Source organism: Kutzneria chonburiensis (assembly GCF_028622115.1).
Taxonomy (GTDB): Bacteria; Actinomycetota; Actinomycetes; order Mycobacteriales; family Pseudonocardiaceae; genus Kutzneria; species Kutzneria chonburiensis.
Genome location: NZ_CP097263.1, coordinates 1,471,710 through 1,496,341 on the forward strand (window position 1 = coordinate 1,471,710; position 24,632 = coordinate 1,496,341).

Here is a 24,632-nt window from a genome sequence, read left to right on the forward strand (position 1 = left end):
AGTGGACTTTGGGTCCCTCGAAGGGGTGAAATCCGCCGATTCGCAACGCATTTGGGCCTCCGGTGCATGCATGTCGGCCGTTTTTCTGCTTACCGTGCACGCATTCGATCTCGTTTCACGCACAGGAGGGTCGGAAATGAACAAGGGGCAGCTGATCGAGATGCTCGGCATGCGGGCCGGCATGGAGAAGAAGATGGCGGCGCAGGCCGTTGACGCGATGTTCGACATCATCGTCCGCAACGTCAACAACGGCGAGAATGTCACGCTCACGGGCTTCGGTGTCTTCGAGAAACGGGCCAGGGCCGCGCGTACGGCGCGCAATCCGCGCACCGGTCAGACGCTGCGCCTGCGCAAGACGAACGTGCCGAACTTCCGCCCCGGCATGCTGTTCAAGGAGGTCGTCGACGGCACCCGCAAGCTGCCCCGCGCCGCCGCGATGCCGGCGGCCAAGCCGGCGGCCAAGGCGGCCGCCACCCGCTCGACGGCGGCCAAGCCGGCGGCCAAGGCCATGGCCAAGCGGGCGACGGCCACCAGGTCGACGGCCACCAGGTCGACGGCCGCGAGGTCGACGACCCGCGCGGCGGCGAAGCCGGCGGCCAAGGCGACCACGCGGGCGGCGGCCAAGCCCGCGGCCAAGGCCACCAGGGCGACCGCGAAGCCGGCCAGCCGGGCGACCGCGAAGCCCGCGGCCAAGTCGACCGCGAAGGCGAGCAGGCCGGCGACCAAGAAGGCGGCAACGGTCAAGAAGACGGCCGTCGCGAAGAAGGCGACGAAGGCGAAGCCGGCCGCCAAGAAGGGCGCCAAGCGCTGATTTGCGGAGTGTGTGGATGGCGGCGGCGGGCTCGATCAGAGCCCGCCGCCGTATTGGTCCCCGGATCGTTGCGGCATAACGTACCGACCGGTCGGAAGTTGACGCCGCGGCCACCATCGAGTCGCCGCATTCAACTTGCGAGTGTCAACTTGCAGGTCTGACCGTGACCCAAAGTGTCGCCGCGGCACGACCCGGCTGCGCAGCGTTATGATCTAGCCGATGTTCCTACCGTCCGGCGAACGCATTAGCCCAGGTGCTTCCGCCTCGAAACCGTCGAACCCTAAGGTGAGCCACGCCACGAATGTTGGAAGCGATGGGGTGTTGACGCAGTGACCTCCGGTCCCGGTTCGCACGGAGCACGACCGAGCTGGTGGCGGCCGCGTGTCTGGCACCGGCTGGCACTGATCGGACTGGCGTTCACATTACCCCTGGTGACCTCGACCTATCTGCTCATGGTGAACAACGGCCAGCGCATCGAGTTCAGCCAGAACGAGCTGCGCGGCCTCGACTATCTGCGGCCGTTGGAAGCGCTGCTGACCGACCTCACCGCCGACAAGACGGTGGACCGCCTCGCCGCCGCCGGCCAGGCCACCAGCGCCCAGGTGCGGGCGGCCCGGGCCCGCGTCGACGCCGACTTCGCCGCGCTGACCGCGATCGACGCCCAGGTCGGTGCCGACCTCAGGACGACCGGCGCGCACCTCAACCAGAGCGTGCTGCCGGGGACGCTGGCCACCACGTGGCGCACCTGGGAATCGGGCGAACACGACGCCGGCACCGACGACGCCTTCCAGTCCCAGCTGGTGACCAACGTGCGCACGTTGATCTCGTACGTCGGCGTCACGTCCAATCTGGTGCTCGACCCGGAACTGAGCCCGTATCACATCGCCGACGCGCTGGTCGTGCGCGCGCCGGCGATCATCGACCACACCCGCTCGGTCGGCGACACCGTGGACGGTCTGCTGGCGTCCGGGCGGATCATGCTGCCGGATCGCACCGGCGTCGCCGCGACCGTGTCCACGCTGACCGCCGACGCCGACGGTTTGCAGGAAGACCTGTTCACCACGTTCCAGGACGGCGGCGGCAGCGCCGCCGCGCGGGCCGTGCAGAACGCGTTGGGCCCGCTGCTCACGTCCACGTACCTGAACGTGGCCAACCTGTGCCAGTCGATCACGCAGGACTTCGTGCAGGCGTCCCAGATCCGGCTCGACCGCCCCACCCTCAGCCACGCCGTCGAGCAGGCCGTCGGCGGGGTTTCCGCGCTCACGACCGCGTTGACGCAACGCGAAGCCGCGATCCTGCAGAGCCGTATCGACATGGACTCGATGAGCCGGCAGCTGGCGCTGGCCGCTGTGCTCGCGGTTCTCGCGGTGACCGTGCTGCTGGTGGTCTGGCAGTCCCGCCGCATCACCACCGACGTCGGCACCGTGTCCCGCGTCGCCGCCTCGCTGGCCGGCGGCGACCTGACCGGCCGGGCGCGGGTGCGCAGCCGGGACGAGATCGGCGTGATGGCCACCGCCTTCAACGGCATGGCCGAGCAGCTCGAGGAGATGCTGGAAAGCCAGGCACGGGCCCAGCGGTCGCTGCGTTCCGAACGCGACTTCGTCGATGCGGTGCTGGACATCGCCGGCAGCCTCGTGCTGGTCATGGATGCCGACGGCCGCATCGTCCGGTTCAACCGGGCCTGCGAGATCACCACCGGCTACGCCGCCGAGAAGGTGGTCGGCCGGCTGTGCTGGGAGCTGTTCCTGCTGCCCGAGGACCGGCCCTGCATCGAGGAGGCGTTCACCGACCTGCGTGCGGACAAGTTCCCGCAGAACTTCGAGTGCCCGTGGCTGACCTACACCGGCGACCAGCGGCGCATCGCCTGGTCCAACACGGCGCTGGTGGACGAGTCCGGGGCCGTCACGCACGTGATCGCGACCGGCATCGACGTCACCGCCCAGCGGGCCGCCGAGGCCGGGCTGCGCGAGGCCAAGGAACGGTTCCAGAAGGCGTTCGACTACGCCTCCATCGGCATGTGCCTTGTCGCCGTGGACGGGCAGTTCACGCAGGTCAACCGGGCGCTGTGTCAGATGCTCGGGCGGACCGAGCAGGAGCTGCTGGCGCTGCGGATCTCCGACGTCACCCATCCCGACGACGTCTCGGCCACCGTGGCCACGGTGGCCGAGGCCGCCGGCGGCTACACCGCGCCGCACCACCTGGAGAAGCGCTACCTGCGCCCCGACGGCCGGACCGTGTGGGCCCAGGTCACGGTGTGCACCATCCACTCCGAGGACGGCGAGTCGCCGTACTTCGTCACGCAGGTCGAGGACGTCACCGAGCGGCGCGAGGCCGAGGCCCGGCTGGTCCGCCAGGCCCTGCACGACCCGCTCACCGGCCTGCCCAACCGCACGCTGCTGATGGACCGGCTGCGCCAGGTGCTGGCCCGCGCCGACCGGCACCCCGAGCTGACCGCCGTGCTGTTCATCGACCTTGACGGCTTCAAGGACGTCAACGACAGCCTCGGGCACGACGTCGGCGACGAGGTGCTGACCGAGGTCGGCCGGCGGTTGCAGCACAACATCCGCCCGCTGGACACCGTGGCCCGGCTGGGCGGCGACGAGTTCGTGGTGCTGTGCCAGGACCTGGCCAGCGAGCAGAACGTCGTGGAGATCTCCGAGCGGCTGGCCGGTGTGCTGGCCGAGCCGGTCGTGGTCGGCACCTTCGAGGTCGTGGTCACGGCCAGCGTCGGTATCGCGCTGGCCAACGGGCACCATCCGCAGCCCGAGGACCTGCTGCGCGAGGCCGACGCGGCCATGTACGGGGCCAAGACCCGGGGCAAGAACCGGTGCGAGATCTTCGACGCGGGCCTGCAGGAACGGGCCGTGGACCGGATCGCCATCGCCTCGGCGTTGCGGCAGGGCCTGCGTGACGACAGGTTCGTGCTGCACTTCCAGCCCGTGGTCGACATGGGCACCGGCGACACCGTGGCCGTGGAGTCGTTGGTGCGCCTGGACGATCCCGACCGCGGGCTGCTCGCGCCGGACACGTTCATCCAGGTCGCCGAGGACAGCGGGCTGATCGTGCCGATCGGCACGTCCGTGCTGGAGCAGGCCTGCCGGCAGCTGGTGACGTGGCGGGCCAACGGGGCCGCGCCGAAGGGGATGCGGACCGCGGTCAACCTGTCGGCCCGGCAGGCCACCCGGCCCGATCTGGCCGCGACCATCGAGCGGGCGCTGGCCGAGACCGGCCTGGAGCCGTCCGGGCTGACCCTTGAGCTCACCGAGACCGTGTTGATGGAGGCCGACGCGGCGACCCTGCGGCAGCTCGAGCGGATCCGGGAACTCGGGGTGGGGCTCGGCATCGACGACTTCGGCACCGGGTACTCGTCGCTGACCTACCTGAAGCGGCTGCCGGTCAGCTTCGTCAAGATCGACCGGTCCTTCGTGGCCGGCCTGGTGACCGACCCGTCCGACCGGGAGATCGTGACCGCGGTGATCCGGCTCGGGCAGGCGTTGGGGCTGACCACGATCGCCGAGGGTGTCGAGGAGCCCGAGCAGTTCCAGATGCTGCGGGCGTTGGGCTGCGACCAGGCCCAGGGCTATCTGCTCGGACGGCCCAAGGCCGGGCCGCCCGGGGAGATCACCGTGTTGCGGGCCCTGCGGGCCGCGGTCTCGTGACCGTTTCCCGTCGGAACTTCCTGCGCGCCGGTGCCTTGGTTGGCCTCGGCGGGCTGGCCGCTTGCTCGTCCGACCAGGACAGCCGGGCGGTCAGCGCGGCCGCCCTCGGGCCGTCCAAGCACGGCGGTGTGTTGCGGGTGGGGATCACCGGCGGGAGCGGCGCCGACGGGCTCGACCCGCACCATCCACCGACCTACACCGACCAGGCGCGGGTGTCCAACTTGTACGAGCCGCTGTTCGTGCACGACGCCGCGTACAACCTGCAACCCGTGCTGGGCGAGTCGATGGAGCCGTCCGACCACGGTCGCGTGTGGACGCTGCGGCTGCGGGACGGCGTGGAGTTCCACAACGGCAAGCGATGCGACGTCGACGACGTGATGTTCACCTTCCGGCGCATCGTCGACGTGAAGGGCAACGGGGCCGCCGCGCTGGGCATCATCGACTTCGCCGGCCTGCGCAAGCTGGACGCCCGGACCTTGCGGATTCCGCTGACGCAGCCGTATGTGCAGTTCCAGGACGAGTTGGCGCAGTACTACAACGGGATCGTGCCGGTCGGTTTCGACGTGGCCAAGCCGGTCGGCACCGGGCCGTTCCGCTTCGGCTCGTTCACGCCGGGGGACCGGAGTTCCTTCCCGCGCTTCACCGGCTATTGGCGCGGCGACCAGCCGTACGTCGACGAGCTGGTGATCATCGATTATCCCGGCGCCGAGCCGCAGTTGGAGGCGTTGCTGGGCGGTGACGTCGATGCGATCGACAATCTGCCGGCCGAGCGCATCGCCACCGTGAAAGCCGCCGGGCACAGCGTGTTGGTGTCCGAGACCGGCAATTGGACGCCGTTCACCATGCGGGTCGACAGCGGTCCGTTCGCCGATGTCCGTGTGCGCCAAGCCCTTCGGCTCGTCGCCGACCGGGAGCAGCTCGTCAGCCAGGCCCTCGGCGGTCAGGGCCGCATCGGCAACGACCTGTACGCGCCCTATGACGTCGCCTACGCCAAGCAGTTGCCGCAGCGGCAGCAGGATCTCGACCAGGCCCGGTCCCTGCTGCGCAGCGCCGGGCAGTCTTCGCTTCAGGTCGACCTGCACACCTCCACCGCCGTCGACGCTTCCTCGGTGAGCGCGGCCCTGCTGTTCGCCCAGCAGGCCCAGGCCGCCGGGATCAACGTCCGGGTTCGCCCGGTCGACAGTGGTGAGTTCTACGGCAAGCAGTACCTGTCGTGGCCGTTCGCTCAGGACTATTGGTACACGCGCAACTATCTGCCCCAGGTCGCCCAGGGTTCGCTGCCCAACGCCCCGTACAACGAGTGCCACTGGAACGACCCGGCTTTCATCTCCGTGATTTCCAGCGCCCGCGCCGAGCTCGACGCCGGTCGCCGCACCCGGCTGCTCCAGGACGCGCAGCAGATCGAGTACGACCGCGGCGGATATCTGGTGTGGGGCTTCAAGAACCAGGTGGACGCCGTCAGCAGCAAGGTCACCGGCTTCGTGCCGGACCGCGGCCTGCCGTTGTCGTCGTTCCAGTTCCGCACCGTGTCGTTCGTGTGAGACCGGTCAGGGTGGAGAGCATCCGGTTCGTCGTGTTGGCCGACGACCTGACCAGCGCCGCCGAGGCCGCCGGCCACCTGGCCGACACCGGCCGTCCGGCGTCGGTGATAGTGGACCCGGCGGCCGATGCCGGTCGCGGGGCATCCGAGCTGCTGGCCCCGGCCGCTGACGGCGGCGGCGAGGCGTCGGCGCTGATGGCCGAGACCGGCTGTGGGGTGTTGTTGGCGGCAGCAGCTGGCGGCGGGGCCTGGCCGTGTGTCGACCTGGACACGCGACACCGGCCCGAGGCGGAGGCCGCAGCCCGGCACGCGCGGGCGATCGAGCTGCTGCCGGCGGTGGGCATTTACAAGACCATGGACAGCTCGTTGCGTGGCAACTGGGCGGCCGAGCTCGCGGCCGTGATGAGGGCGTCCCGCCGCTCGCTGGCCGTGGTGGCACCGGCCTGCCCGGCCTACGACCGCCGGACCGTCGGCGGCCATCAGCTGGCCAACGGCGTGCCCGTCCACCTGGGACCGGCCGGCCGTGACCCGGTCCGGCCGGTGCTCACTTCTTCGGTTGTAAGACCCATAAGCCGCCAAGGTCTTACAGTCGCCCCGGTAAGGCCCGAGAACCTCGCGTTGGCCGGCACATCGGGGGTGCTGGTGGTGGACGCGGCCACGACGGCGGACCTGGAGCGGATCGCGGCGGCGGTCAAGGGTCACCTGGCCGAGATCGTGCTGTGTGGCAGCCCCGGCCTGTGGGAGGCGCTGCACCCACTCGGCCAGGCCCCCGGGGGCGGGCCGACAGACCGGGGCCTGCTGGCCGAGCGGGGCCCGGTGGCCGGTGGGGGCCTGCCGGCTGCCCGAAAAGCGCTGGTCCTGATCGGCAGTCTGCATCCGACGACCCGAGAGCAGCTGGCCAAGCTGAAATCCAGCGGCGTGCCGGTGCTGACCACGGACGATGCCCACGAAGCGGTCGCACTGTTCGAGACCGCGACAACGGTCGCAGTGGCCACGCCCGAGACGTCGGTGGTCGGGCCGCATCTCAGTGCTCTTGGCGAGATCGGGGCCCGGTGCGCGGCGGCCGTACCGGGCCTTGGCTTCGTGCTCAGCGGCGGGGACACGGCCCGGGAACTGACGGTTGCCCTGCGCGTCAACGAGATCCGTGCCGCCGGCACCATCGCTCCGGGCATCATGATCGGCACGGCTATCGGTCCGAACCTACCCGTGATCACGAAGGCCGGTGGCTTCGGCGACCCGGACATGCTGATCACTGCCGTCGAAGCACTCACTCGGAGCTCGCGACGGCCCTGACGATCTCGACTGTTGCTCGCCTTTGCTACGTACAACGGTAGCGTCATGAGACGGTCGCGATCGCCGAGGTCGGCTGGTTAACGTCCGGGACATGATGAATCGTCGCCAGTTGGCCCGGGCGGGCGGCGCCGCTGCCGCGCTCGGGCTCACGGCCGCCTGTGCTTCGACGGCGGCTTCCAGCCCGACGGTCGCCTCCGGTCCGACGACGTCGATCGGACCCGGGCCGACCGACGGGGTGGTGCGGGTGCAGCTCCAGCGGCTGGCCTCGCCCAATCCCGGCTGGGACATCGTGCAGACGCGGTTCGAGATCCCGGTGGGCAAGGAATCGGGCCGCCACCGGCATCCCGGCCCGGAGGTGGGCTACATCGTCCAGGGCGACGTGGTGATCGAGTTCGACGACCGGCCCTCGATCACGGTGCATTCCGGCCAGCCGTTCCTGATCCCGACGGGCGTGGTGCACAACGCCCGCAACATCGGCCAGGTGCAGACCATGATGCTGTCGACGTACGTGATCGACGCCGGCAAACCGCTGGTCACGGTATGTCAGGGGAGCAAAGGCGACCCTGCGGCTGATCGGCGGCCCGATGGGGCAGCCCGGCGCGAAGCGGCGGCGCCGGGGCGAAGCGAACCGGATGGTGGTGGGCATGGACCAATGGTTTCTGCCCGATCCCCAGGGGATCAACGGGGCATACATCTATCCCGGCGGCGACGTCACCTGGGACTTCGGCTGGGGTGACGTCACGTTCGGCCCGGCGATCCTCGCGGTCGCCATGCCGGGCTCGCTCGTCACCGCCGGCGGGGACGTGACGACCGTCAGCAATGGCTTCTACCAGGACAACACCGCCCACACCCACTACACAACGCGGCTGACCTCGACCAACGGCGGCGGCTACCGGCTGCTGGTCAGCCGGCTTCGGTGAAAGGACGACCCATGAAGATCGCCGTACTGTCCGACGTGGACGGCCGCCTGATCGGCATCGCGCCCGTGCACAACGAGGTCGAAGGCGGCCCGGTCGGCCGGATTGTCGCCCAGCAGGGTCAGGTCCTGCACGAGATCGAGGTTGCCGACGAGATCCTGGCCAACCCGGAGCGGGTCGCGCGGCTGCACGAGACGCACCGGGTCAGCGCGGGGCGGCTGGTCGAGAGCTAGTCGGACCGGTCGAGCAGACCGGGTACCACCAGGCCGCTCTCGTAGCCGGCGACGACGGCCTGGGCGCGGCTGGACAGGCCGAGCTTGCCCATCAGGTTCTTGACGTGCGTCTTGACCGTCGACTCGCTCAACACCAGCCGCGCGGCGATCTGGGCATTGCTCAGGCCGTGGGCGACCAGGCGCAGGACCTCGGTCTCGCGGGCGGTGAGACCGGCGAGGTCGGCGGTGGCGCGCCGGTGGTACAGGGCGTAGGTCTCGACCAGCCGCTGGGTGACGGCCGGGCTGATCAACACGTCCCCGGCGGCCACGGCGTGCACGGCGGCGACGATGGCGGCCGGCGGGGTTTCCTTGAGCAGGAAGCCGGCCGCGCCGGCGGCGAGCGCGCGGTAGACGTACTCGTCGAGGTCGAAGGTGGTGAGCACGAGGATGCGGGTGCCCGGCGCGGCGGCCAGGATCCGCTCGGTGGCGTCCAGACCGTCGAGCACGGGCATGCGGATGTCCATGACGATCACGTCGGGACGCAGCGCGGCGGCCAGTTCCACCGCCTGGACGCCGTTCTCGGCCTCGCCGGCCACGTCGAGGCCGGCGGCGCGCAGCAGGGCCGACAGGCCGGCGCGGATGAGAGCCTGATCGTCGGCGATCAGCACACGGAGGCTCACACGTCCTCCACGTACGGAAGTCGCAGCACCACGGCGAATCCGCCGCCCGACCGGGGTCCGGCGGTGAGCACGCCGCCATAGAGCTCGGCCCGCTCGCGCATGCCGACGATGCCCCGCGCCGCACCGGCTGGCCGCACCTTCGCCCCGCGGCCGTCGTCGGTGATCTTCAACGTCAGGGTGCGCTCCCCGTAGTCCAGGTCGAGACGGGCCGCAGCGGGCCCGGCGTGCTTGAGCACGTTGGTCAACGACTCCTGCGCCACCCGGTACGCGCACAGGTCAGCTCCGGGCGACAACGCCCGCGGTGGGCCCGTGACGGCCAGCGTCACCGGCAGACCGGTGGCGCGCAAGCGATCCAGCAGACCGTCCAGTTCGGACAGACCGGGCTGGGGCTGCGTGCTGTCGGGCTCGTCCACCCGCAGCACGGCCAGCAGCCGGCGCATCTCGGCCAGCGCCGAGCGGCTGGTGTCGCCGACGATCACCAGCGCCTCCCTGGCCGCGTTCCGGTCACTGTCCACAACGTACTCCGCGACCCCGGCTTGCAGCGAGATCACCGACATGTGGTGCGCCACCACGTCGTGCAGCTCGTGGGCGATGCGGATCCGTTCGTCGGCCACCGCCCGCGACGCCTGTTCGGCCAGCCGCTCCATCCGCCGCGACCAGCGGCTGGTGCTCAGGCCGAGCCCGAACGCGGTCAGCACCTGGAGCATGGAGCTGCCGAACACCGGCCACTTGTGCACGTCGCCGACCAGCACGACGAAGTTCGTCACCAACGCCGCGAGCGCGACGACGAGGGCAACCACGGCGATCGGCCACGGGCGCAGCAGGGCCACCGAGAACAATCCGATCAGCAGACCGATCCCGCCGGTGGGGGAGTCGGGGTAGCCGAGCAGCAGGCCGACGACCAGGGCCGCGCCCATCACGACCGTGATCGTCAACGGCAGCAGCTGGCGCAGTGCGACCGGCGCGAATCCCAGGCCGGTCAGCACATACGCCGGCCACGGCACGTGCTGGTCGACCAGCGACGCGACGGCCAGCACGGTCAACGCGACGGCCAGCACCACATCGACCGGAACGGATCGGAGTATCCCTCGCACCGGCCAACGGTAGCCGGGAAGCCCGGGCCACCGCACCGCCCCACGGGCTGATCCGTGTCTACCCCCAGCGGGGTAGGCCAAGATCCCCCGCCAGACGATGTCGGCCACCCGGTCCCGGCTGGTTCGCTGTGAGGGCAGTCAACTGAGGGGAAATCCGATGTACAGGACAGTGATCGCGCTGGTCGCCCTGACCGGGGTCATGGCGGGCGCCGCGCCGGCCAACGGCGTGGACCGGTCGGTGCTGCAACGGGACGCGGACCAGCTGCTGGACTACGGCGCGCCGGGCGTGCTCGCCGAGGTGGACACGCCGTCCGGCAAGGTGAAGGTGCGCAGCGGCTACGGCGACACCGCGGCCAAGACGCCGGTGCCGTGGAACACGCATTTCCGGGCCGGCAGCGCCACCAAGACGTTCACCGCGACCGTGTTGTTGCAGCTGGTCGGCGAGGGCAGGCTGGCGCTGGACGACACCGTCGACCACTGGCTGCCCGGTGTCGTCACGGGCAACGGCAACGACGGCACGAAGATCACCGTGCGGAACCTGTTGCAGCACACCAGCGGGCTGCCGGAGTACACGCAGGATCTGACCTTTCTCAACAACGCCAAGGACTTCGAGGCCAACCGGTTCCGCACGCTGACCGCGCCGGAGATGGTGGCCATGGCCATGAAGCACCCGTCGAACTTCGAGCCGGGCACGGACTGGCGGTACTCCAACACCAACTACCTGCTGGCCGGGATGATCATCAAGAAGGTCACCGGGCACGACTGGCAGCAGGAGGTGCAGCGGCGGATCATCGCGCCGCTCGGCCTCCACAACACCACGACGCCGTACACGAATCCGTACCTACCCGAGCCGCATGCCGTTGGCTACCAACGGTTCGCCAAGGACGAAGCGGACATCGACGCCACCGTGCTCAACCCGACATGGGCCGGTGCCGCCGGCGCGATCGTCAGCGACACCAGCGATCTCAACACTTTCCTCCGGGCCCTCGTCACCGGGAAGCTGCTCAAACCGGCGCAGCTCAAGGAAATGCAGACGACCGTCCGTGCGTCCGAACTCGATCCGGTGTGGCCGGGCGCACGATACGGTCTCGGCTTGGCGTGGGTGCCGACGTCGTGCGGCGGCTACTGGTCGCACGGCGGCGACATTCACGGCTTCAAGACCCGCGATGCCGTCAGCGCGGACGGCACGCGCAGTGCCGTGATCACCATCAACAGCGACTCGCCGGTGGCCAAGCCGGGCGTGCCGCCGCTCACCCAGGACATGACCGCCAACCTGGTGCGGCACGCCATCTGCGGCACGTCGTGACCATCGTTGTGGCGGCGGCAGAATCCCGCCGCCACAACGGTTTCAGGCGCGGATGGCCCTGATCTGCCAGATCGGGAGCTGCACGTGGCCCTGCGCGTCGACCGCGGAATCCGTGGACAGCAAGGCGGCGGCCTCCGGCGGCATCGCCGCGGCCCACTGCTCGGCGGTGAAAGCCGTGGCATAGCCCCGCATCTGCATGCGGTCGATCCGCCAGTGCTGGCCGAGGTCGCGGCGCAGGCTGGCCGCGTCGGTGTGACCGGGCATCGGGAACAGAGCCTCGGTCTGCTCGGGGAAGCACAGGATGTGCAGCACCGCACCGGGATTGGTGACAGCGTGCAGCGCGGCGAGGTAGTCCCGCCGCTGCTCGTCGGTGAGGCAGTGCATCATCGCCGAGTCGAGTGCCGAGTTGAAACGGCCGTCGATGCCGTCGAGCGTGGTGGCGTCGGCGATGGCGAAGTCGACCTTCAGGCCGCGCTCGGCGGCCTTGGCCCTGGCCTGCGCGACCGCCGTCGGCGCGGCGTCGAACGCGGTGATCTCCAGCCCCCGCTCGGCCAGGAACAGGGCGTTGTCACCGAGTCCACAACCACTTTCCAGCACCGAGCCGGTGAACTCGCCGGCGTCGGCCAGCTCGACCACCAGCGGCTGCGGACCGTCCAGCCGCCACGGGATGACGTCCAGCTCCACGTCGCCGACGGCCACGCTCTGCCCCTGGTAGAGCGCGTCGAAGTCCATCATGTGATCGCTCACCGATCGTCACCCCAGTTTTTAGTAGACGGAGACGTTCACTATGACCGAGCGTAGTGCTGCGCATTGGGAACGTCAACGTCTACTATCGGGTGGTGAGCGCGTCGACAAGCACCCGCCGCCGTGGGGCCGAGCTGGAGCATGCCCTGTACGAGGCGACCGTCCGGGAACTGGCCGAATCCGGCTACGGCCGGCTGACCATGGAGGGCGTCGCCGCCCGGGCCCGCACCGGCAAGGCGGCCGTCTACCGGCGGTGGTCGACCAAGCAAGCCCTGGTACTGGACGCGTTGCGGCACAGCCTGCCGCCGCTGCCCGGCTTCGAACCGGAGATGCCGCCGCGGGACAACCTGCGGGCCGTGTTCACTGTGCTGTGCCAGATCTTCGGCGGCCGCACCTCGTTCCCCGGCCTGGCCGTGATCACCGGCCTGGTGGCCGATCCCGTGCTGCGCAACGCCATCGTCGAGCACATCGTCAGCCCACGGCTACGGGTGATCGAGTCCATTCTGGACAATGCCGTGCGGACCGGCGAGATCGACGCCGTCCGGCCGATGGCCGTCCACATCGGACCGGCGCTGGTCATGCACTCCTTCCTGCTCACCGGGAACCCGCCCGACGAGGCCGAGATCGACCAGATCGTGGACACCGTGCTGGGCGCCTGAGTTGCCACCCGTCCGGCACATCACCGCCACGCCCGCTGACGGGTACGGTTGGGCCCTGGATCGTTGACACCCCAGGGAGTTCGCGATGTCGGAGCCCTACCCGTTCGGCGAAGCCGTGGCGCTGGACCTGCACGACCGGTTCGCCGAGCTGCGGCAGGGCGGCGCGCCGATCAGGGTCACCATGCCCTACGGCGGCGAAGCCTGGCTCGTCACCACCTATGAGCAGGCAAAACTGGTCTACGCCGACCCGCGGTTCTCCCGTGCCGCCGTCGCCGGGGCGGACGTGCCCCGGTCGCGGCCGGGCTACGAGCCGGTGGGCAACATCCTGACCATGGACCCGCCGGCCCACGGCCGGATCCGCACGCTGGTGGCCAAGGCGTTCACCGCCCGCCGCGTCGAGCTGCTCCAGCCGCGAATCCAGGAGATCGTCGACGGACTGGTCGACCAGCTCACCTCGCCCGGCGACCTCGCCGAGACGGTGGCGTGGGAGCTGCCGGTGCAGGTGATCTGCGAGCTGCTCGGCGTGCCGGTCGAGACCCGGCACCAGGTCCGCCGGTGCACGGAGACGATCGTCGCGGTCGGCGGCGTCACCCGGGACGACGTGGTCGCGGCCCGGGACGAGCTGGCCGGACTGCTGACGTCCTTGATCGCGCAACGACGATCGGAGCCCGGCGACGACCTGCTGACCGCCCTGGTCGTGGCCCGGGACGTCGGGGATCGCCTGTCGGACAACGAGTTGCTGATGCTCGGCATCGCGCTGCTGGCCGGCGGCCACGAGACCACCGCCAACCAGATCGGCAACTTCGTCTACCAGCTGCTGACCTCACGCGAACGCTGGCAGGAGCTGGTCGAACGGCCGGAGCTGGTGCCGGCCGCGGTGGAGGAGCTGCTGCGGTACAGCCCGCTGGCCACCGTGGCCGACCTGCCGCGGATCGCCAAGGAGGACATCGAGATCGGCGGCCGGCTCATTCGCGCCGGTGACGCCGTCCTGGTCCAGGCCGACTCGGCCAACCGTGACGAGCAGGCGTTCCCGCGCCCCGACGACCTCGACTTCGCCCGTGCCACGAACCGCCATCTCACGTTTGGATTCGGTGTGCACCACTGCATCGGTGCGCCGCTGGCGCGGCTGGAGCTGCGCGTCGTGTTGACCACGCTGGTCCGACGCCGCCCCAGCCTGCGCCTCGCGGTGCCGGCCGCCGAGATCCGGTGGCGGACCGGCCAGCTGATGCGGGGAGTGCGAGCCCTGCCCGTCGAGTTCGATCAGTAGGCGGCGCGCAGGCTCGGGATGGCGTCGGCCGGCACGTCGAACAGTGTGCTCGGATCGCGCAGCAGGTCCTCCAGCCGCTGCCCGTCGAAGCCGGTGCTGCGGCGGCCGTCGACCGCCATCGACAGCCAGCCCGAGAACACCCGTTCGCACGCGCGGAGCCGGACCTGCCTGCTGTCGTGCTCCTCGCAGAGTTCCTTGGCGTACAAGCGGATCAGCTCCGGCTGCCGGTAGCGCACGGCGCCGGTCGGGTCGGTGCCGACCACGTCCAGCAGCTGGAGGTCGACCAGCCGCTCCATGTGCTTCTCGGCGCGGTTGGCGGTGGTGTCCAGCAGCGCGGCGCCGATCCACACCGACACCTCGGGCACCGTGAGCAGCCCCAACCGGCGGAAAAGCGCCGACTCCGGCTCGGTTAATTCCCGGCAACTGACCGCGAAACCGGCGCGCAGATCGTGCTCGGCCCCGCTGAGCTCGTCCAGGCGGTGGGCCTCGTCGGCGACCTTGTCCAGCAGATGCCGCACCGACCAATGCGGCTTGGCCGCGAGACGTGCGCCGGCTGTGCGGAGCACGAGCGGCAGCCGGTCGCACAGTTCCGCCAGCTGGTGGGTGGCCCCGGGATCAGCTGTGACACGGGCGTTTCCGGCGACGGCGCCGAGCAGTGACACGGCGTCGGTCGGCGCGAGGGCGCCGAGCCGGAGCTGATGCGCGCCGTGTTGACCGAGCAGGTCGTAGAGCTGTCCGCGGCTCGTGACGAGCACGTGGCACTGCGCGCTGCCCGGCAGCAAAGGCCGGATCTCGCCGAACGAGGCGGCGTTGTCCAGCACGACCAGCGCCCGCCGGTCGCGCAGGATGCTGCGGTAGAGCGCCGCCCGCTCCTCGACGTCGTCCCGGATCAGGTCGTCGGGCACGCCCAGCGCCCGCAGGAATGCGCCCAGCACGGCCTTCGGACCGGCGCTGACGTCGGCGAACAGCTGACCGCCCGGGAAGTCGTCGGCCACCCGGTTGGCCCAGTGCACGGCCAGTCCCGTCTTGCCGACTCCGGCACCGCCGGTGATCAGGCCGATGGTCAGCTCGGTGTCGCCGACCATGCCGTCCAGCGCGGCGATCTCGTCGGCACGGCCGGTGAAACCGGGCACGTCGGCCGGCAGCTGCGCCGGAACCCGGTGCCGCAGCGGGGAATCCGCGGTGCGGACCGGGCGGGCCGCGGTCAGGCCCGGGTCGTCACGCAGGATCGCGTCGTGCATCTTGCGCAGCGACGGGCCCAGTTCGAGGCCGAACTCGCTGATGGACAGGCGCTGCCCGTCGCGGAACGTGGCCAGCGACTCGGCCCGGCGACCGGCCCGGTACTGGGCCAGCATGAGCTGGGCCCGGGACTGCTCGCGCAGCGGGTGCTCGCGAACCAGCGTGGTCAGCTCGCCGATGAGGTCGTTGTGCTGGCCCAGGTCCAGTCGGATGGCCGCGTGCTTCTCGTGCACGGCCAGCCGCAGTTCCTCCAGCCGCGCCGCCTCGATCTCCACCGACAGGCCGGAGACCCCGGTCAGCGCCGGTCCGCGCCACAACTTCTGGGCCGCGTCAAGGCATCTGGCCGCCTCGGCGAGGTCGCCGGCCTCGGCCGCCGCCTCACCCTTGTCCGTGAGCTCGGCGAACTCCACCGCGTCGATCCGCACGCCGTCGGTGCGCAGCAGGTAGCCGGGAGCGCTGGTGATGATCACGTCATCGTGGAAACCGGCCGTCTTGAAGGTTTTCCGCAGTGCGGCAACGCAGATCGCCACCTGCGTGCGGCCGGTGGCCGGCGGTCGGCCGTTCCAGACCGCCTCGACCAGCGCGTCGACCGAGACGACCTGGCCCGGGGCAAGGGCCAGCATCGCCAGGATGGTGCGCTGCCGCGAGCCGCCGATGGCGATCTGTGTGTCGCCGACGCCGGCTTGGAGCATTCCGAGCACACCGATGTGCAAGCGGTTGTTCATTGACCCCCCAGTGGTCACGAACGTCATATTCCAATGTGGCCCGGTTTCCCCATGAGTCCCCACCCCTGGTTTCCCGACTCATCCGGGCGATCACAGTGAAGCACGAAAAAGATTGCTTGAGTTGGACTCGACCGTGACACCTGGTGAACTCACCCGCCGTGTACGAACAACCACGGTCTGTCGAACACGTCGAACACGCTACGCACCAGTTGGTCACCTGGATGTCACTTATCAACCACCGGGCGAACATGATATTGATTCGAGTCTCCTTCTGACCAGCATGTATAACTGAGAGTAGCTCTGGATCGATACAAAGTAGCGTAACGTGACAATCGTGATGGAGCCCACCTGAAAAGTCACGCAAATCCGCTCGATAACGGGAAGAAAAGACCCGTGAGTAGAGTCCCGCAGGCCGGCAAGAAGGCGGGCGGTCCTCCGGGCGGTGGCAGTGCGCCACCGCCCCGTTGGAAACGTGACTCATTCGGTCGTCAGGGAAACGGTCGGGCGGGCGACGACGATTGTGGAGGACTTCGATGGCAGAGACGGCAGCGACGGTGGCGTGCATGGTGGCCGTGCTCGGCAGCGTGACCGTCTGGATCGCCCTGCTCGCCCGCAGCCGCGCCCGCCAGTCCGCCGCCCGCGACCTCGCCGACCAGCTCGCCGACCTCGACGGCCGGATGCGCGAGATGAGCGCCGAGGTCACCGCCATCCACCGCCTGTTGCGCGACGTCGACTAGAAACCCGATAGGAGCGGCCCCGCGCCGTCGGTAGCTTCGGGTTCGTGACCGATGTTCCGCAGGGCCGTGCTCTCGGCCGGGTGTTCAACGAGGTTCCCGCACTCTACGACCGTGTTCGGCCGGGCTATCCCGACGAACTGTTCGCCGATCTCGCCGCTGTCACCGACCTGACCGAACAGTCTGCGGTGCTGGAGGTCGGCTGCGGCACCGGGCAGGCGACCCGATCGCTGGTCAAACTCGGCTGCTCGCTGACCGCCATCGAGCCGGGCGAGGAGATGGCGTCGATCGCCCGCCGGCGGACCGATGTCGACGTTGAGACGTCGAGGTTCGAGGACTGGGCCGACCGCGGCCGGCGCTTCGACGTCCTGGTGGCGGCGTCGTCGTGGCACTGGGTCGATCCGGCGATCGGCTGGCGGCGGGCGCACGAGGTGCTGCGTCCTGGCGGCTGGATGGCGCTGCTGGGCAACGTCACCGTCCGCCGGCCGGGCGAGCCTGAGGTCTACGCCGAAACTGCTGACCTGCACGAACAGTTCTGTCCCGGGCACAAGGGCTGGGGTCATCCGCCGCTCGAGGACGAAGTCCGTGCCACGGATCAGGGTTGGGGTCTGGTCGACGATCCCGGCACTCTGTTCGGTCCGACGATCGTGCGCTGGTACCCGACCGTGCAGTGGTTCGACGGCGCCGGCTTCGCCGACCTGCTGCGTTCGCTGTCACTGTACCGAAGTCTCGCCGCCGACGTCCGGGAACCGTTGCTGGCGGCCATCGCCGAGCGCATCCGCACCCGAATGGGCGATCGCGCGCCGCGCCATTATCTGAGCGTCCTTCGCGTGGGACAACGCGCTGAATGAGGCCGGTGTCTTCCTGTTCACCTGCAACCCGGGCTACCAGGACCAGTACTGGCTGGCGGGATGACGGCGTGAGAAGAGGGCCGTGCCGAGGCACGGCCCCTCAGGGTCACTCGGCCATGGCGGCGATGAGGCTGGCCGGGCGCATGTCGGTCCAGGTCCGCTCGATGTAGTCGAGGCTGTCCTGGCGGGGCGCCGGGCCGTTGGCGACGGTCCAGCCGGCGGGCACGGCGACGAACTCCGGCCACAGCGAGTGCTGGTTCTCCTCGTTGACGAGCACGAGGTAGCTGGCGTCGTTGTCCTCGAACGGGTTGGTCATCGCATTTCTCCTTGGTTCATCCTGGTGGCCACGAGCCGCCCGATGGCGGCGCCGTGGTCGGCGTGCAGAAGCTGCTCGTGGGTGGCGTGGAACGGGTGCTGGCTGACGGATCGGACGTGCGGGGCCCAGAGGCCGGGATCGGCCCAAGGGCGCTGGTCCTCGGTGGCGACGACCAGGAGCAGGTCGCCGTCGAAGACGGGGGGCTCGCGGTGGGCGGTGACGACGACATTGGCGACGGTGGCGTCGAGGACCCGGGCGAGCTGGGCCTCGGAGAAGCCACGCATCTCCTCGTCGGTGCCGAGCAGACGGATGAGCTCGGCCGGCCGGTCGGCGGGTGCTTCGCCGGAGGCGACGCCGAGGCGGACGTAGCCGGCGTAGAGGTCCTCGTGCACCTGAGCAGCGGACATGGGCCGGCGCAACGACGGCTCGACCGGATAGGCGTCGAGCGCGGCCAGCAGTGCGACCTCGTCGCCGGACTGTTGGAGGGCGGCGGCGACGGCATGGGCGAGATGCCCGCCCATGGACCAGCCGAGCAGGTGGTACGGCCCGGTGGGCTGCACCTTCCGGATCTGGTCGACGTAGTCGCCGACGAGCTCCTCCAGGCTCGCGGGCGGCTCGCCGCCGGACAGGTTGCGCGACTGGAGGCCGTAGACGGGGGTGTCGCGGTCCAGACCACGCAGCAGGGTGGAGTAGCACCAGCTGAGCCCGCCGACCGGATGCACGCAGAACAGCGGGAAACCGTCGCCGCCGGTCCGTAGCGGCAGCAGCATGGCGAACGGGTCCCGCTCGTCGCCCTCGTCGAGCTGCGCGGACAGTTCGGCGACAGTGGCGGCGTCGAACAGCGTGCGGATGCTGAGCTGTGCGCCGAGCACCACGCCGATCTTGCTGACCAGCTGCGTGGCCAGCAGCGAATGGCCGCCGAGGTCGAAGAAGTTGTCGTCGATGGACACCGAGTCGACCTTGAGCACCTCGGCGAACAGCTGGCACAGCAACAACTCCCGCGGTGAGCGCGGCCCACGGCCCTCGGTGGCGACGTGGGTCGGCGCGGGCAGCGCCCGGCGGTCGACCTTGCCGTTGGGGGTCAGCGGCAACTCGGCGAGCGGCACGAACACCGAGGGCACGTAGTACTCGGGCAGCGACGCGCCGACGAATCGCCTCAGCGCCAACGGATCCAGGTCGTTGCCGACGACGTACGCGACGAGCGCGGCGTCGTGCACGGCGACCGCGACGGCGGCGATGTCAGGGTGGCGCGCCAGAGCGGCCTCGACCTCGCCGAGCTCGATGCGCAGCCCGCGAACCTTGACCTGGTCGTCGCAGCGGCCGACGAACTCCAGCTGCCCATCGGCCCGCCGCCGCACGACATCGCCGGTGCGGTACATGCGGCTTCCGTTGGCGGCAAAGGGATCGGCGATGAAGCGTTCGCCGGTCAGCCCCGGTCGCCGCAGGTAGCCGCGGGCGAGGCCGGCACCGGCGAGGTACAGCTCGCCCGGCACGCCAACGGGGACCGGCGTCAGCCGGCTGTCCAGCACGTACGCCGTGACGTTGTTGACCGGCGAGCCGATCAGCACCGGATTGGCTTCGTCGCCCCAGATCGCGAAGGTGGACTCGATGGTTGCCTCGGTCGGCCCGTAGGCGTTGATCAGCATCCTGGTGGCCGACCACGCCTTGATCACCTCGGGCCGTGACGGCTCGCCGCCGGTCACCAGCACCTCGAGCTTGGGCAACTCGCGTGGTTCCACCGTCGCCAGCACCGCGGCCGGCACGGTGGCGTGCGTGATGTCCTTGGCCGCCAGGTAGTCCCCGAAGTCGGCGCCGGCCGGCGGGATCACCAGGCAGCCGCCGAAGAACAGTGCCTGCGCCAGCTCGGACATCGACACGTCGAAACTGGGGGAGACGAAGGTCAGCACCCGCCGGTCGGGGTTGTCACCGAAGCGCCGGCCGTATTCGGCGATCAGGTTGAGCAGGGCGCGATGCGGCACGACCACACCCTTGGGGCGACCGGTCGAGCCGGACGTGTAGATCACGTACGCGCAGTCTTCCGGCCGCACAACGACTTCGGGGTTGTCGGCGCTCAGATCGACTTCGACCGAGTCGATGACGCACACGGGGGAGACGTCGCCGAGGATGAAATCGATGCGCTCGGCCGGGTAGCCGGGGTCGACCGGGACGTAGCCGGCCCCGGACTTGAGGATGGCCAGGCAGGCGATGATCAGCTCGATCGACGGCCGGAGCGTGACGGCCACGTACTCACCGGGCCGCGCCCCCTGCGCGATCAGCCTGTGCGCCAACCGGTTGGCCCGCGTGTTGAGTTCGGCATAGGTCAAGGTCTCGTCGCCGCACTCCACGGCCGGCAGCGTCGGCGTCCGCCGCACCTGCGCCTCGAAGGCCGCCGGAAGGGTGGTCAACTCATGGACGAAGTCCATACCCCGCAACGGCGTCCGCTCAACGGCGGTGAGCACGTCAACGCTGCTCACCCGATTCTGCGGGGCGGTGACCACGGCTGCGACCAGCCGGGTGAAGCGGTCCACAATGGACTGCGCGGTCGGCCGGTCGAACAGGTCGGTGGCGTACTCCAGCACGCCCTTGATGCCGTCGCCCTCGGCCAGCACGAACGACAGGTCGAACCGGGTGGTGCCGGTGGCGACCTCGTGCGGCCGAACGGTCAGCCCGGGCAGCGTCAGCTCCCCGTCACTGTTGTTCTGCAACGCCAACAGCACCTGGAACAGCGGGTGGTGGGTGAGCGACCGGGTCGGGTTGACCACCTCGACCAGCCGCTCGAACGGCACGTCCTGATTGGCGTACGCGGCCAGGTCGGTGGCGCGAACCCGGTGCAGCAGCTCGGTGAACGTCGGATCGCCGGACACGTCGTTGCGCAGCACCAACGTGTTGACGAAGAATCCGACGAGCTCGTCCAACGCCTCGTCCAGACGACCGGCGACCGGCGTGCCGATGGCGATGTCGGTGCCCGCGCCGAGCCGGTTGAGCAGCGCGGCCAGCGCCGCCTGGAGGATCATGAACGCCGTGGTCCCGGTAGTCCGGGCCAGCTGGGCGATCCCGGCCTGCACGTCCGCACCGAGCTCGAACTCGACGACGTCGCCGCCACGGGTGGCCTGTGTGGTGCGGGGACGGTCGGTCGGCAGCTCGATGGCGTCCGGCAGCCCGGCCAGGGCCTGCCGCCAGTGTTCCAGCTGCCCCGACAGCACGCTGGCCGGGTCGTCGTCGGCACCGAGAACTTCCTGCTGCCACAACGTGTAGTCGGCGTACTGAACGGTCAGCGGCGGCAGGTCTTCGCCGGCGTAGGCGGCCGACAGGTCGCGGAACAGCGGGGCCAGCGACCAGCCGTCACTGGCGATGTGGTGCACCAGCAGCAGAAGCACGTGCTCGGTGTCGCTGATCCGGGCCAGCGTGGCCCGGATCGGGATCTCGTCGGCCAGGTCGAACGCGTAACCAGCGGCCTTCGGAAGCGCTTCCGGCGTCATCTCCACGATCGAGAACGGAACCTCAGCGTCGGCCAGAATCCGTTGGTACGGCTGGCCGTCCACGTCCGGGAACACGGTCCGCAGGCTCTCGTGCCGGGCCAACACCTTGGCGATCGCCGCCCGTAGCGCCGGCAGGTCCAGCGTCCCGGTCAGGTGCAGCGCCATGGTCAGGTTGTACGAGGCGCTGGGGCCCTCCATGCGATGCAGGAACCACAGCCGCCGCTGCGCGAACGACAATGGCACGAACTCGGGGCGTTGTCGAGCGAGCACCGGCGGCCGGGTGGTGCCGCCGGCGGCGACGAGCGAGGCCAGCCCCGCCGCCGTCGGCGTGTCGAAGACGGCGCGGATCGGCAGTTCCGCGCCGAACACCGTGCGGATCCGGCTGAGCAGCTTGACCGCCGACAGCGACTGCCCGCCCAGCGCGAAGAAGTCGGCGTCCGGCCGCACCTGGTCGACGCCGAGGATCTCCGCGAACACCTTGCACAGGATCTCCTCCTGCGGCGTGCGCGGCTCGGCGATCTCCACGGCGACCTCGCCGGCCTCGCGGGCGTCCAGAGCGAGCGCAGCCAGCGGGGTACCGAAGTCGTCCCTGGTCAGCAGGTCGGTGAGCCGGTCGACAACGGCCTGGACCGTCTCCGCGGGGAAGGCGTCCGGCCGGTACTCCAGCCGGAGTTGCAGCCGGCCCTGCCGGGTGCCGGCGGTCAGCCGCAGCGGCAGGTGCGCGGCGTCGTACCCGGCGATGTCCGTGACGGTCACGCCCCGGATCGGCTCCGCCGGCGTCTCGTCGAGCGGGTAGTTCAGGACCACGGTGACGGTGTCGAACATCTCGCCCTGACCGGCGGCCCGTTGGATGTCGGCCAGCCGCAAGTGCTGATGTCCCAACAGCTTCGCCTGCTCGGCCTGGGCACGCACGTAGTTCTCGGCCGGCGACAGCGCACGGTCGACGATGATCCGCACCGGGATGGTGTTGATGAACAGGCCGACCATCGACTCGATGCCCGGCACCTCCGGCGGCCGCCCCGACACCACGGCCCCGAACACCACGTCGTCACGGCCGGTCAGCTCGGACAGCACCACCGCCCAGGCGCCCTGGATGCCGGCGTTCAACGTCAACCCGTTGGCCCGATTGGCATCGAGCAGCCGGCCGGTGTCCGCTTCGGACAGTTCGGCGTCGATGGCCGACGGCATGACCGTGCCGGTCAGCTCCGGCGCGACCTTCGTCGGCCCGGCCAACCCGCGCAGCGCCTCGGCCCAGGCCGATTCCGCCGCCGCCCGATCCTGCTTGGCCAACCACGCCAGGTAGTTACGGTACGGCGTCACCGGCGGCAGCGTGCCGCCGCCGTACAGCGTCCACAGCTCGCCCAGCAGCAGCGGCGCCGACCAGCCGTCGATCAGGATGTGGTGGCAGGTCAACACCACACAGAACTCACTGCCACCCAGGCTGATCACCGCGAAGCGCAGGGCCGGCGGCTTGGCCAGCTCGAACCGCTCCGCCCGCTCCGCGGCCAGGATGCCGTCCACGTCACTCTCCGTGGCGATGATGTCCCGCCAGGGCAGGGTCACGTTCCGATGTAAGACCTGTATCCCCTGATGGGTCTTACGCTGACGGAACCCGGCCCGCAGGTTGCCGTGCCGGCGCAGCAGCTGCTCGGCGGCCGCGCGCAGCGCCGCGGTGTCGAGCGGGCCGCGCACCCGCACGACCAGCTGCGTGGTGTAGACGTCGTCCTCGCCGGACAGGGCGTGGAACAGCATGCCCTCCTGCAACGGCGTCAGCGGCAGGACGTCATCGAACGCGGGCGTCGAGCTCATTCGGCGAACCTCAATTCCGCTTCCAGCGCCTCGATCTCGTCCTGGTCGAGGGCCAGGAACAGGTCGGACGGGGTGTAGCCGCCGGTGTCGTCGCGGCCGGCCAGCGAGCGCAGCGCGGCGAACCACAGCGTGGCCAGCTCCGTCACCTCGGCCTCGGTGAGCAGCGCCGACGGCCACTGCCAGGTCGCGGTCAGCCGCGGGCCCTCGGCGGTGTCCTCGGTGACGGCGCTGAGCTGCACGGTGTGCGTCGCCGGCATGTCGGGCTCGCGACCGGGCGGGCCGTCGACAACATCTGTTGTCGACGGGAACCGGCCCAGGTAGTTGAAGCCCAGCCGTGGGGACGCGACGAGTTCATCGTGGCCGTGCAGGTAGCGGAGCTGGCCGTAGCCGATGCCGTTGTCCGGCAACGCCCTGCGCTGCTCCTTGACCCGCTTGATCGCCTGCGCCTCGTCGTCGCCGGGGTCGAGCCGGATCGGCGCCAGCGCGGTGAACCAGCCAACCGTGCGCGAGGTGTCGATGTCGTCGGGGCGGCCGTGGCTCTCCATGTCCACCAGCACCGGCTCGGTCAGGCCGCGCCAGCGCTGCACGGCCAGCGCCAGACCGGCCAGCAGCACGTCGTCGACGGTGCCGTGCACGGCCGCCGGCAGGGTGGTGAGCAGCGGCTCAGTCTCCTCCGGTGACAGGGTCATGGTGACCTCTCGCAGCGTGGCGACGGTGTCGCGGCTCGGGTCGAGTTCGGGCAGGAAGTCCTTGGCCTGCACCACTTCCCGCCACAGGGGCAGCTCGCTCAGGCGATCCTGGGCGTGCAGGCGTTGCGACCATTCGCGGACGGAGAACGTGGCCGGGGCCAAGGGCTTGCCGGCGATGGCGTCGTGCAGGTCGGGGACCAGGATCCGCCACGACACGCCGTCGACCGCGAGGTGGTGCACGACGACCAGCAGCTTGTCGCCGTCCCGCACAGCCCGGAAGACCTTGCCCTCCAACGGGTTGAGCCATTCGGCGGCGGTGGCGAAGTCGCCTTCGTGCAGGACCGCCGTCACGGCGTCACGGGGCCGGACCTCGAGGTCGCCGTCGGGGAGCAGTTGGAGGCGCAGGGCGTCGTGGGTGTCGAGCAGCGCCTGAAGGGCCTCGACGAGGCGTTCCTGGGTGAGGTCGGCCGGGAGGTCGACGACCATGGACTGGTTGAAGCCGTTGGACGGGCCGCCGAGCTCACGCAGCCAGTGCATGATCGGGGTCGGCGCGAAGCGGCCGATGCCGGCGTCCGGGTCGGATTCGACGTCCGAGGCCTCGGTCGCGA

Annotated in this window: 19 protein-coding genes; 12 read left to right on the forward strand and 7 right to left on the reverse strand. The window is 70.1% G+C overall.

What is annotated here, in order from left to right; all coding sequences use genetic code 11:
• Nucleotides 1-136: 136 nt before the first annotated feature.
• The 7 genes from M3Q35_RS07035 (at nt 137) to M3Q35_RS07065 (ending at nt 8,453) form a co-directional block, all read left to right on the forward strand.
• Nucleotides 137-811 carry an HU family DNA-binding protein gene (locus tag M3Q35_RS07035; RefSeq protein WP_273940830.1) on the forward strand — a complete coding sequence of 225 codons (675 nt, stop codon included), beginning with the start codon at nt 137-139 and terminating at the stop codon, nt 809-811.
• Between the two features lie 431 nt (nt 812-1,242).
• Nucleotides 1,243-4,470, forward strand: a complete 3,228-nt coding sequence (locus M3Q35_RS07040) for an EAL domain-containing protein (RefSeq protein ID WP_273940831.1) — start codon at nt 1,243-1,245, stop codon at nt 4,468-4,470.
• Nucleotides 4,467-6,011 carry an ABC transporter substrate-binding protein gene (locus M3Q35_RS07045; protein ID WP_273940832.1) on the forward strand — a complete coding sequence of 515 codons (1,545 nt, stop codon included), beginning with the start codon at nt 4,467-4,469 and terminating at the stop codon, nt 6,009-6,011. The genes M3Q35_RS07040 and M3Q35_RS07045 overlap by 4 nt, the downstream gene beginning before the upstream one ends.
• The gene (locus tag M3Q35_RS07050) at nt 6,008-7,303 is read left to right on the forward strand and encodes a four-carbon acid sugar kinase family protein (protein ID WP_273940833.1); all 1,296 of its coding nucleotides are present in this window, start codon (nt 6,008-6,010) and stop codon (nt 7,301-7,303) included. The genes M3Q35_RS07045 and M3Q35_RS07050 overlap by 4 nt, the downstream gene beginning before the upstream one ends.
• 91 nt (nt 7,304-7,394) lie before the next feature.
• The gene (locus M3Q35_RS07055) at nt 7,395-8,039 is read left to right on the forward strand and encodes a cupin domain-containing protein (RefSeq protein ID WP_273940834.1); all 645 of its coding nucleotides are present in this window, start codon (nt 7,395-7,397) and stop codon (nt 8,037-8,039) included.
• Nucleotides 7,948-8,223 carry a hypothetical protein gene (locus M3Q35_RS07060; protein ID WP_273940835.1) on the forward strand — a complete coding sequence of 92 codons (276 nt, stop codon included), beginning with the start codon at nt 7,948-7,950 and terminating at the stop codon, nt 8,221-8,223. The genes M3Q35_RS07055 and M3Q35_RS07060 overlap by 92 nt, the downstream gene beginning before the upstream one ends.
• 11 nt (nt 8,224-8,234) lie before the next feature.
• Entirely contained in the window at nt 8,235-8,453 is a 219-nt protein-coding gene (locus tag M3Q35_RS07065; protein ID WP_273940836.1) for a hypothetical protein, read from the forward strand.
• Here the strand turns inward: M3Q35_RS07065 and M3Q35_RS07070 are convergent.
• Both M3Q35_RS07070 and M3Q35_RS07075 read right to left on the reverse strand, forming a co-directional pair.
• Complete coding sequence (locus M3Q35_RS07070) at nt 8,450-9,112, reverse strand: response regulator (RefSeq protein ID WP_273940837.1); 663 nt, start codon at nt 9,110-9,112, stop codon at nt 8,450-8,452. The genes M3Q35_RS07065 and M3Q35_RS07070 overlap by 4 nt on opposite strands.
• Entirely contained in the window at nt 9,109-10,206 is a 1,098-nt protein-coding gene (locus tag M3Q35_RS07075; RefSeq protein WP_273940838.1) for a sensor histidine kinase, read from the reverse strand. The genes M3Q35_RS07070 and M3Q35_RS07075 overlap by 4 nt, the downstream gene beginning before the upstream one ends.
• 157 nt (nt 10,207-10,363) lie before the next feature.
• On the opposite strand from M3Q35_RS07075, the gene M3Q35_RS07080 reads away from it, so the two are divergent.
• A complete protein-coding gene (locus tag M3Q35_RS07080; RefSeq protein WP_273940839.1) occupies nt 10,364-11,512 on the forward strand; it encodes a serine hydrolase domain-containing protein in 1,149 nt (382 codons plus the stop codon).
• A 42-nt stretch (nt 11,513-11,554) separates the two neighbouring features.
• Here M3Q35_RS07080 and M3Q35_RS07085 read toward each other — a convergent pair whose 3' ends face one another.
• Entirely contained in the window at nt 11,555-12,259 is a 705-nt protein-coding gene (locus M3Q35_RS07085) for a class I SAM-dependent methyltransferase (RefSeq protein ID WP_273940840.1), read from the reverse strand.
• Nucleotides 12,260-12,351: 92 nt separating this feature from the next.
• On the opposite strand from M3Q35_RS07085, the gene M3Q35_RS07090 reads away from it, so the two are divergent.
• Nucleotides 12,352-12,915: a TetR/AcrR family transcriptional regulator gene (locus M3Q35_RS07090; protein WP_273940841.1), complete on the forward strand. Its 564-nt coding sequence runs from the start codon at nt 12,352-12,354 to the stop codon at nt 12,913-12,915.
• Nucleotides 12,916-13,000: 85 nt separating this feature from the next.
• The gene (locus M3Q35_RS07095) at nt 13,001-14,182 is read left to right on the forward strand and encodes a cytochrome P450 (RefSeq protein ID WP_273940842.1); all 1,182 of its coding nucleotides are present in this window, start codon (nt 13,001-13,003) and stop codon (nt 14,180-14,182) included.
• On the opposite strand, the gene M3Q35_RS07100 is transcribed toward M3Q35_RS07095, so the two are convergent.
• Nucleotides 14,176-16,146 (reverse strand): AfsR/SARP family transcriptional regulator, encoded by a 1,971-nt coding sequence (locus M3Q35_RS07100; RefSeq protein WP_273940843.1) that lies wholly within the window; start codon nt 16,144-16,146, stop codon nt 14,176-14,178. The genes M3Q35_RS07095 and M3Q35_RS07100 overlap by 7 nt on opposite strands.
• Before the next feature lie 533 nt (nt 16,147-16,679).
• Between M3Q35_RS07100 and M3Q35_RS07105 the strand changes: the two genes are divergently transcribed.
• Both M3Q35_RS07105 and M3Q35_RS07110 read left to right on the forward strand, forming a co-directional pair.
• Nucleotides 16,680-16,883 carry a hypothetical protein gene (locus tag M3Q35_RS07105; protein ID WP_273940844.1) on the forward strand — a complete coding sequence of 68 codons (204 nt, stop codon included), beginning with the start codon at nt 16,680-16,682 and terminating at the stop codon, nt 16,881-16,883.
• Nucleotides 16,884-16,927: 44 nt separating this feature from the next.
• Nucleotides 16,928-17,731, forward strand: coding sequence for a class I SAM-dependent methyltransferase (locus M3Q35_RS07110; RefSeq protein WP_273940845.1), 804 nt, complete (start codon nt 16,928-16,930; stop codon nt 17,729-17,731).
• A 106-nt stretch (nt 17,732-17,837) separates the two neighbouring features.
• On the opposite strand, the gene M3Q35_RS07115 is transcribed toward M3Q35_RS07110, so the two are convergent.
• Genes M3Q35_RS07115 through M3Q35_RS49130 form a run of 3 tightly spaced genes read right to left on the reverse strand, consistent with a single transcriptional unit; the run spans nt 17,838 to nt 24,561 of the window.
• Entirely contained in the window at nt 17,838-18,047 is a 210-nt protein-coding gene (locus tag M3Q35_RS07115; protein ID WP_273940846.1) for an MbtH family protein, read from the reverse strand.
• Nucleotides 18,044-23,335: a non-ribosomal peptide synthetase gene (locus tag M3Q35_RS07120; RefSeq protein WP_273940847.1), complete on the reverse strand. Its 5,292-nt coding sequence runs from the start codon at nt 23,333-23,335 to the stop codon at nt 18,044-18,046. Before M3Q35_RS07120 ends, M3Q35_RS07115 begins: the two co-directional genes overlap by 4 nt.
• Nucleotides 23,332-24,561, reverse strand: a complete 1,230-nt coding sequence (locus tag M3Q35_RS49130; RefSeq protein WP_476408948.1) for a condensation domain-containing protein — start codon at nt 24,559-24,561, stop codon at nt 23,332-23,334. Before M3Q35_RS49130 ends, M3Q35_RS07120 begins: the two co-directional genes overlap by 4 nt.
• Nucleotides 24,562-24,632 lie beyond the last annotated feature (71 nt).

What these genes read in the sequence shown, in the direction of transcription:
- M3Q35_RS07060 (WP_273940835.1), top strand. Translation starts at nt 7,948, where the DNA reads ATGGACCAATGGTTTCTGCCCGATCCCCAGGGGATCAACGGGGCATAC.
- M3Q35_RS07100 (WP_273940843.1), bottom strand. Translation starts at nt 16,146, where the DNA reads ATGAACAACCGCTTGCACATCGGTGTGCTCGGAATGCTCCAAGCCGGC.
- M3Q35_RS07115 (WP_273940846.1), bottom strand. Translation starts at nt 18,047, where the DNA reads ATGACCAACCCGTTCGAGGACAACGACGCCAGCTACCTCGTGCTCGTC.
- M3Q35_RS07105 (WP_273940844.1), top strand. Translation starts at nt 16,680, where the DNA reads ATGGCAGAGACGGCAGCGACGGTGGCGTGCATGGTGGCCGTGCTCGGC.
- M3Q35_RS07055 (WP_273940834.1), top strand. Translation starts at nt 7,395, where the DNA reads ATGATGAATCGTCGCCAGTTGGCCCGGGCGGGCGGCGCCGCTGCCGCG.
- M3Q35_RS49130 (WP_476408948.1), bottom strand. Translation starts at nt 24,561, where the DNA reads ATGCACTGGCTGCGTGAGCTCGGCGGCCCGTCCAACGGCTTCAACCAG.
- M3Q35_RS07080 (WP_273940839.1), top strand. Translation starts at nt 10,364, where the DNA reads ATGTACAGGACAGTGATCGCGCTGGTCGCCCTGACCGGGGTCATGGCG.
- M3Q35_RS07095 (WP_273940842.1), top strand. Translation starts at nt 13,001, where the DNA reads ATGTCGGAGCCCTACCCGTTCGGCGAAGCCGTGGCGCTGGACCTGCAC.
- M3Q35_RS07035 (WP_273940830.1), top strand. Translation starts at nt 137, where the DNA reads ATGAACAAGGGGCAGCTGATCGAGATGCTCGGCATGCGGGCCGGCATG.
- M3Q35_RS07120 (WP_273940847.1), bottom strand. Translation starts at nt 23,335, where the DNA reads ATGAGCTCGACGCCCGCGTTCGATGACGTCCTGCCGCTGACGCCGTTG.
- M3Q35_RS07065 (WP_273940836.1), top strand. Translation starts at nt 8,235, where the DNA reads ATGAAGATCGCCGTACTGTCCGACGTGGACGGCCGCCTGATCGGCATC.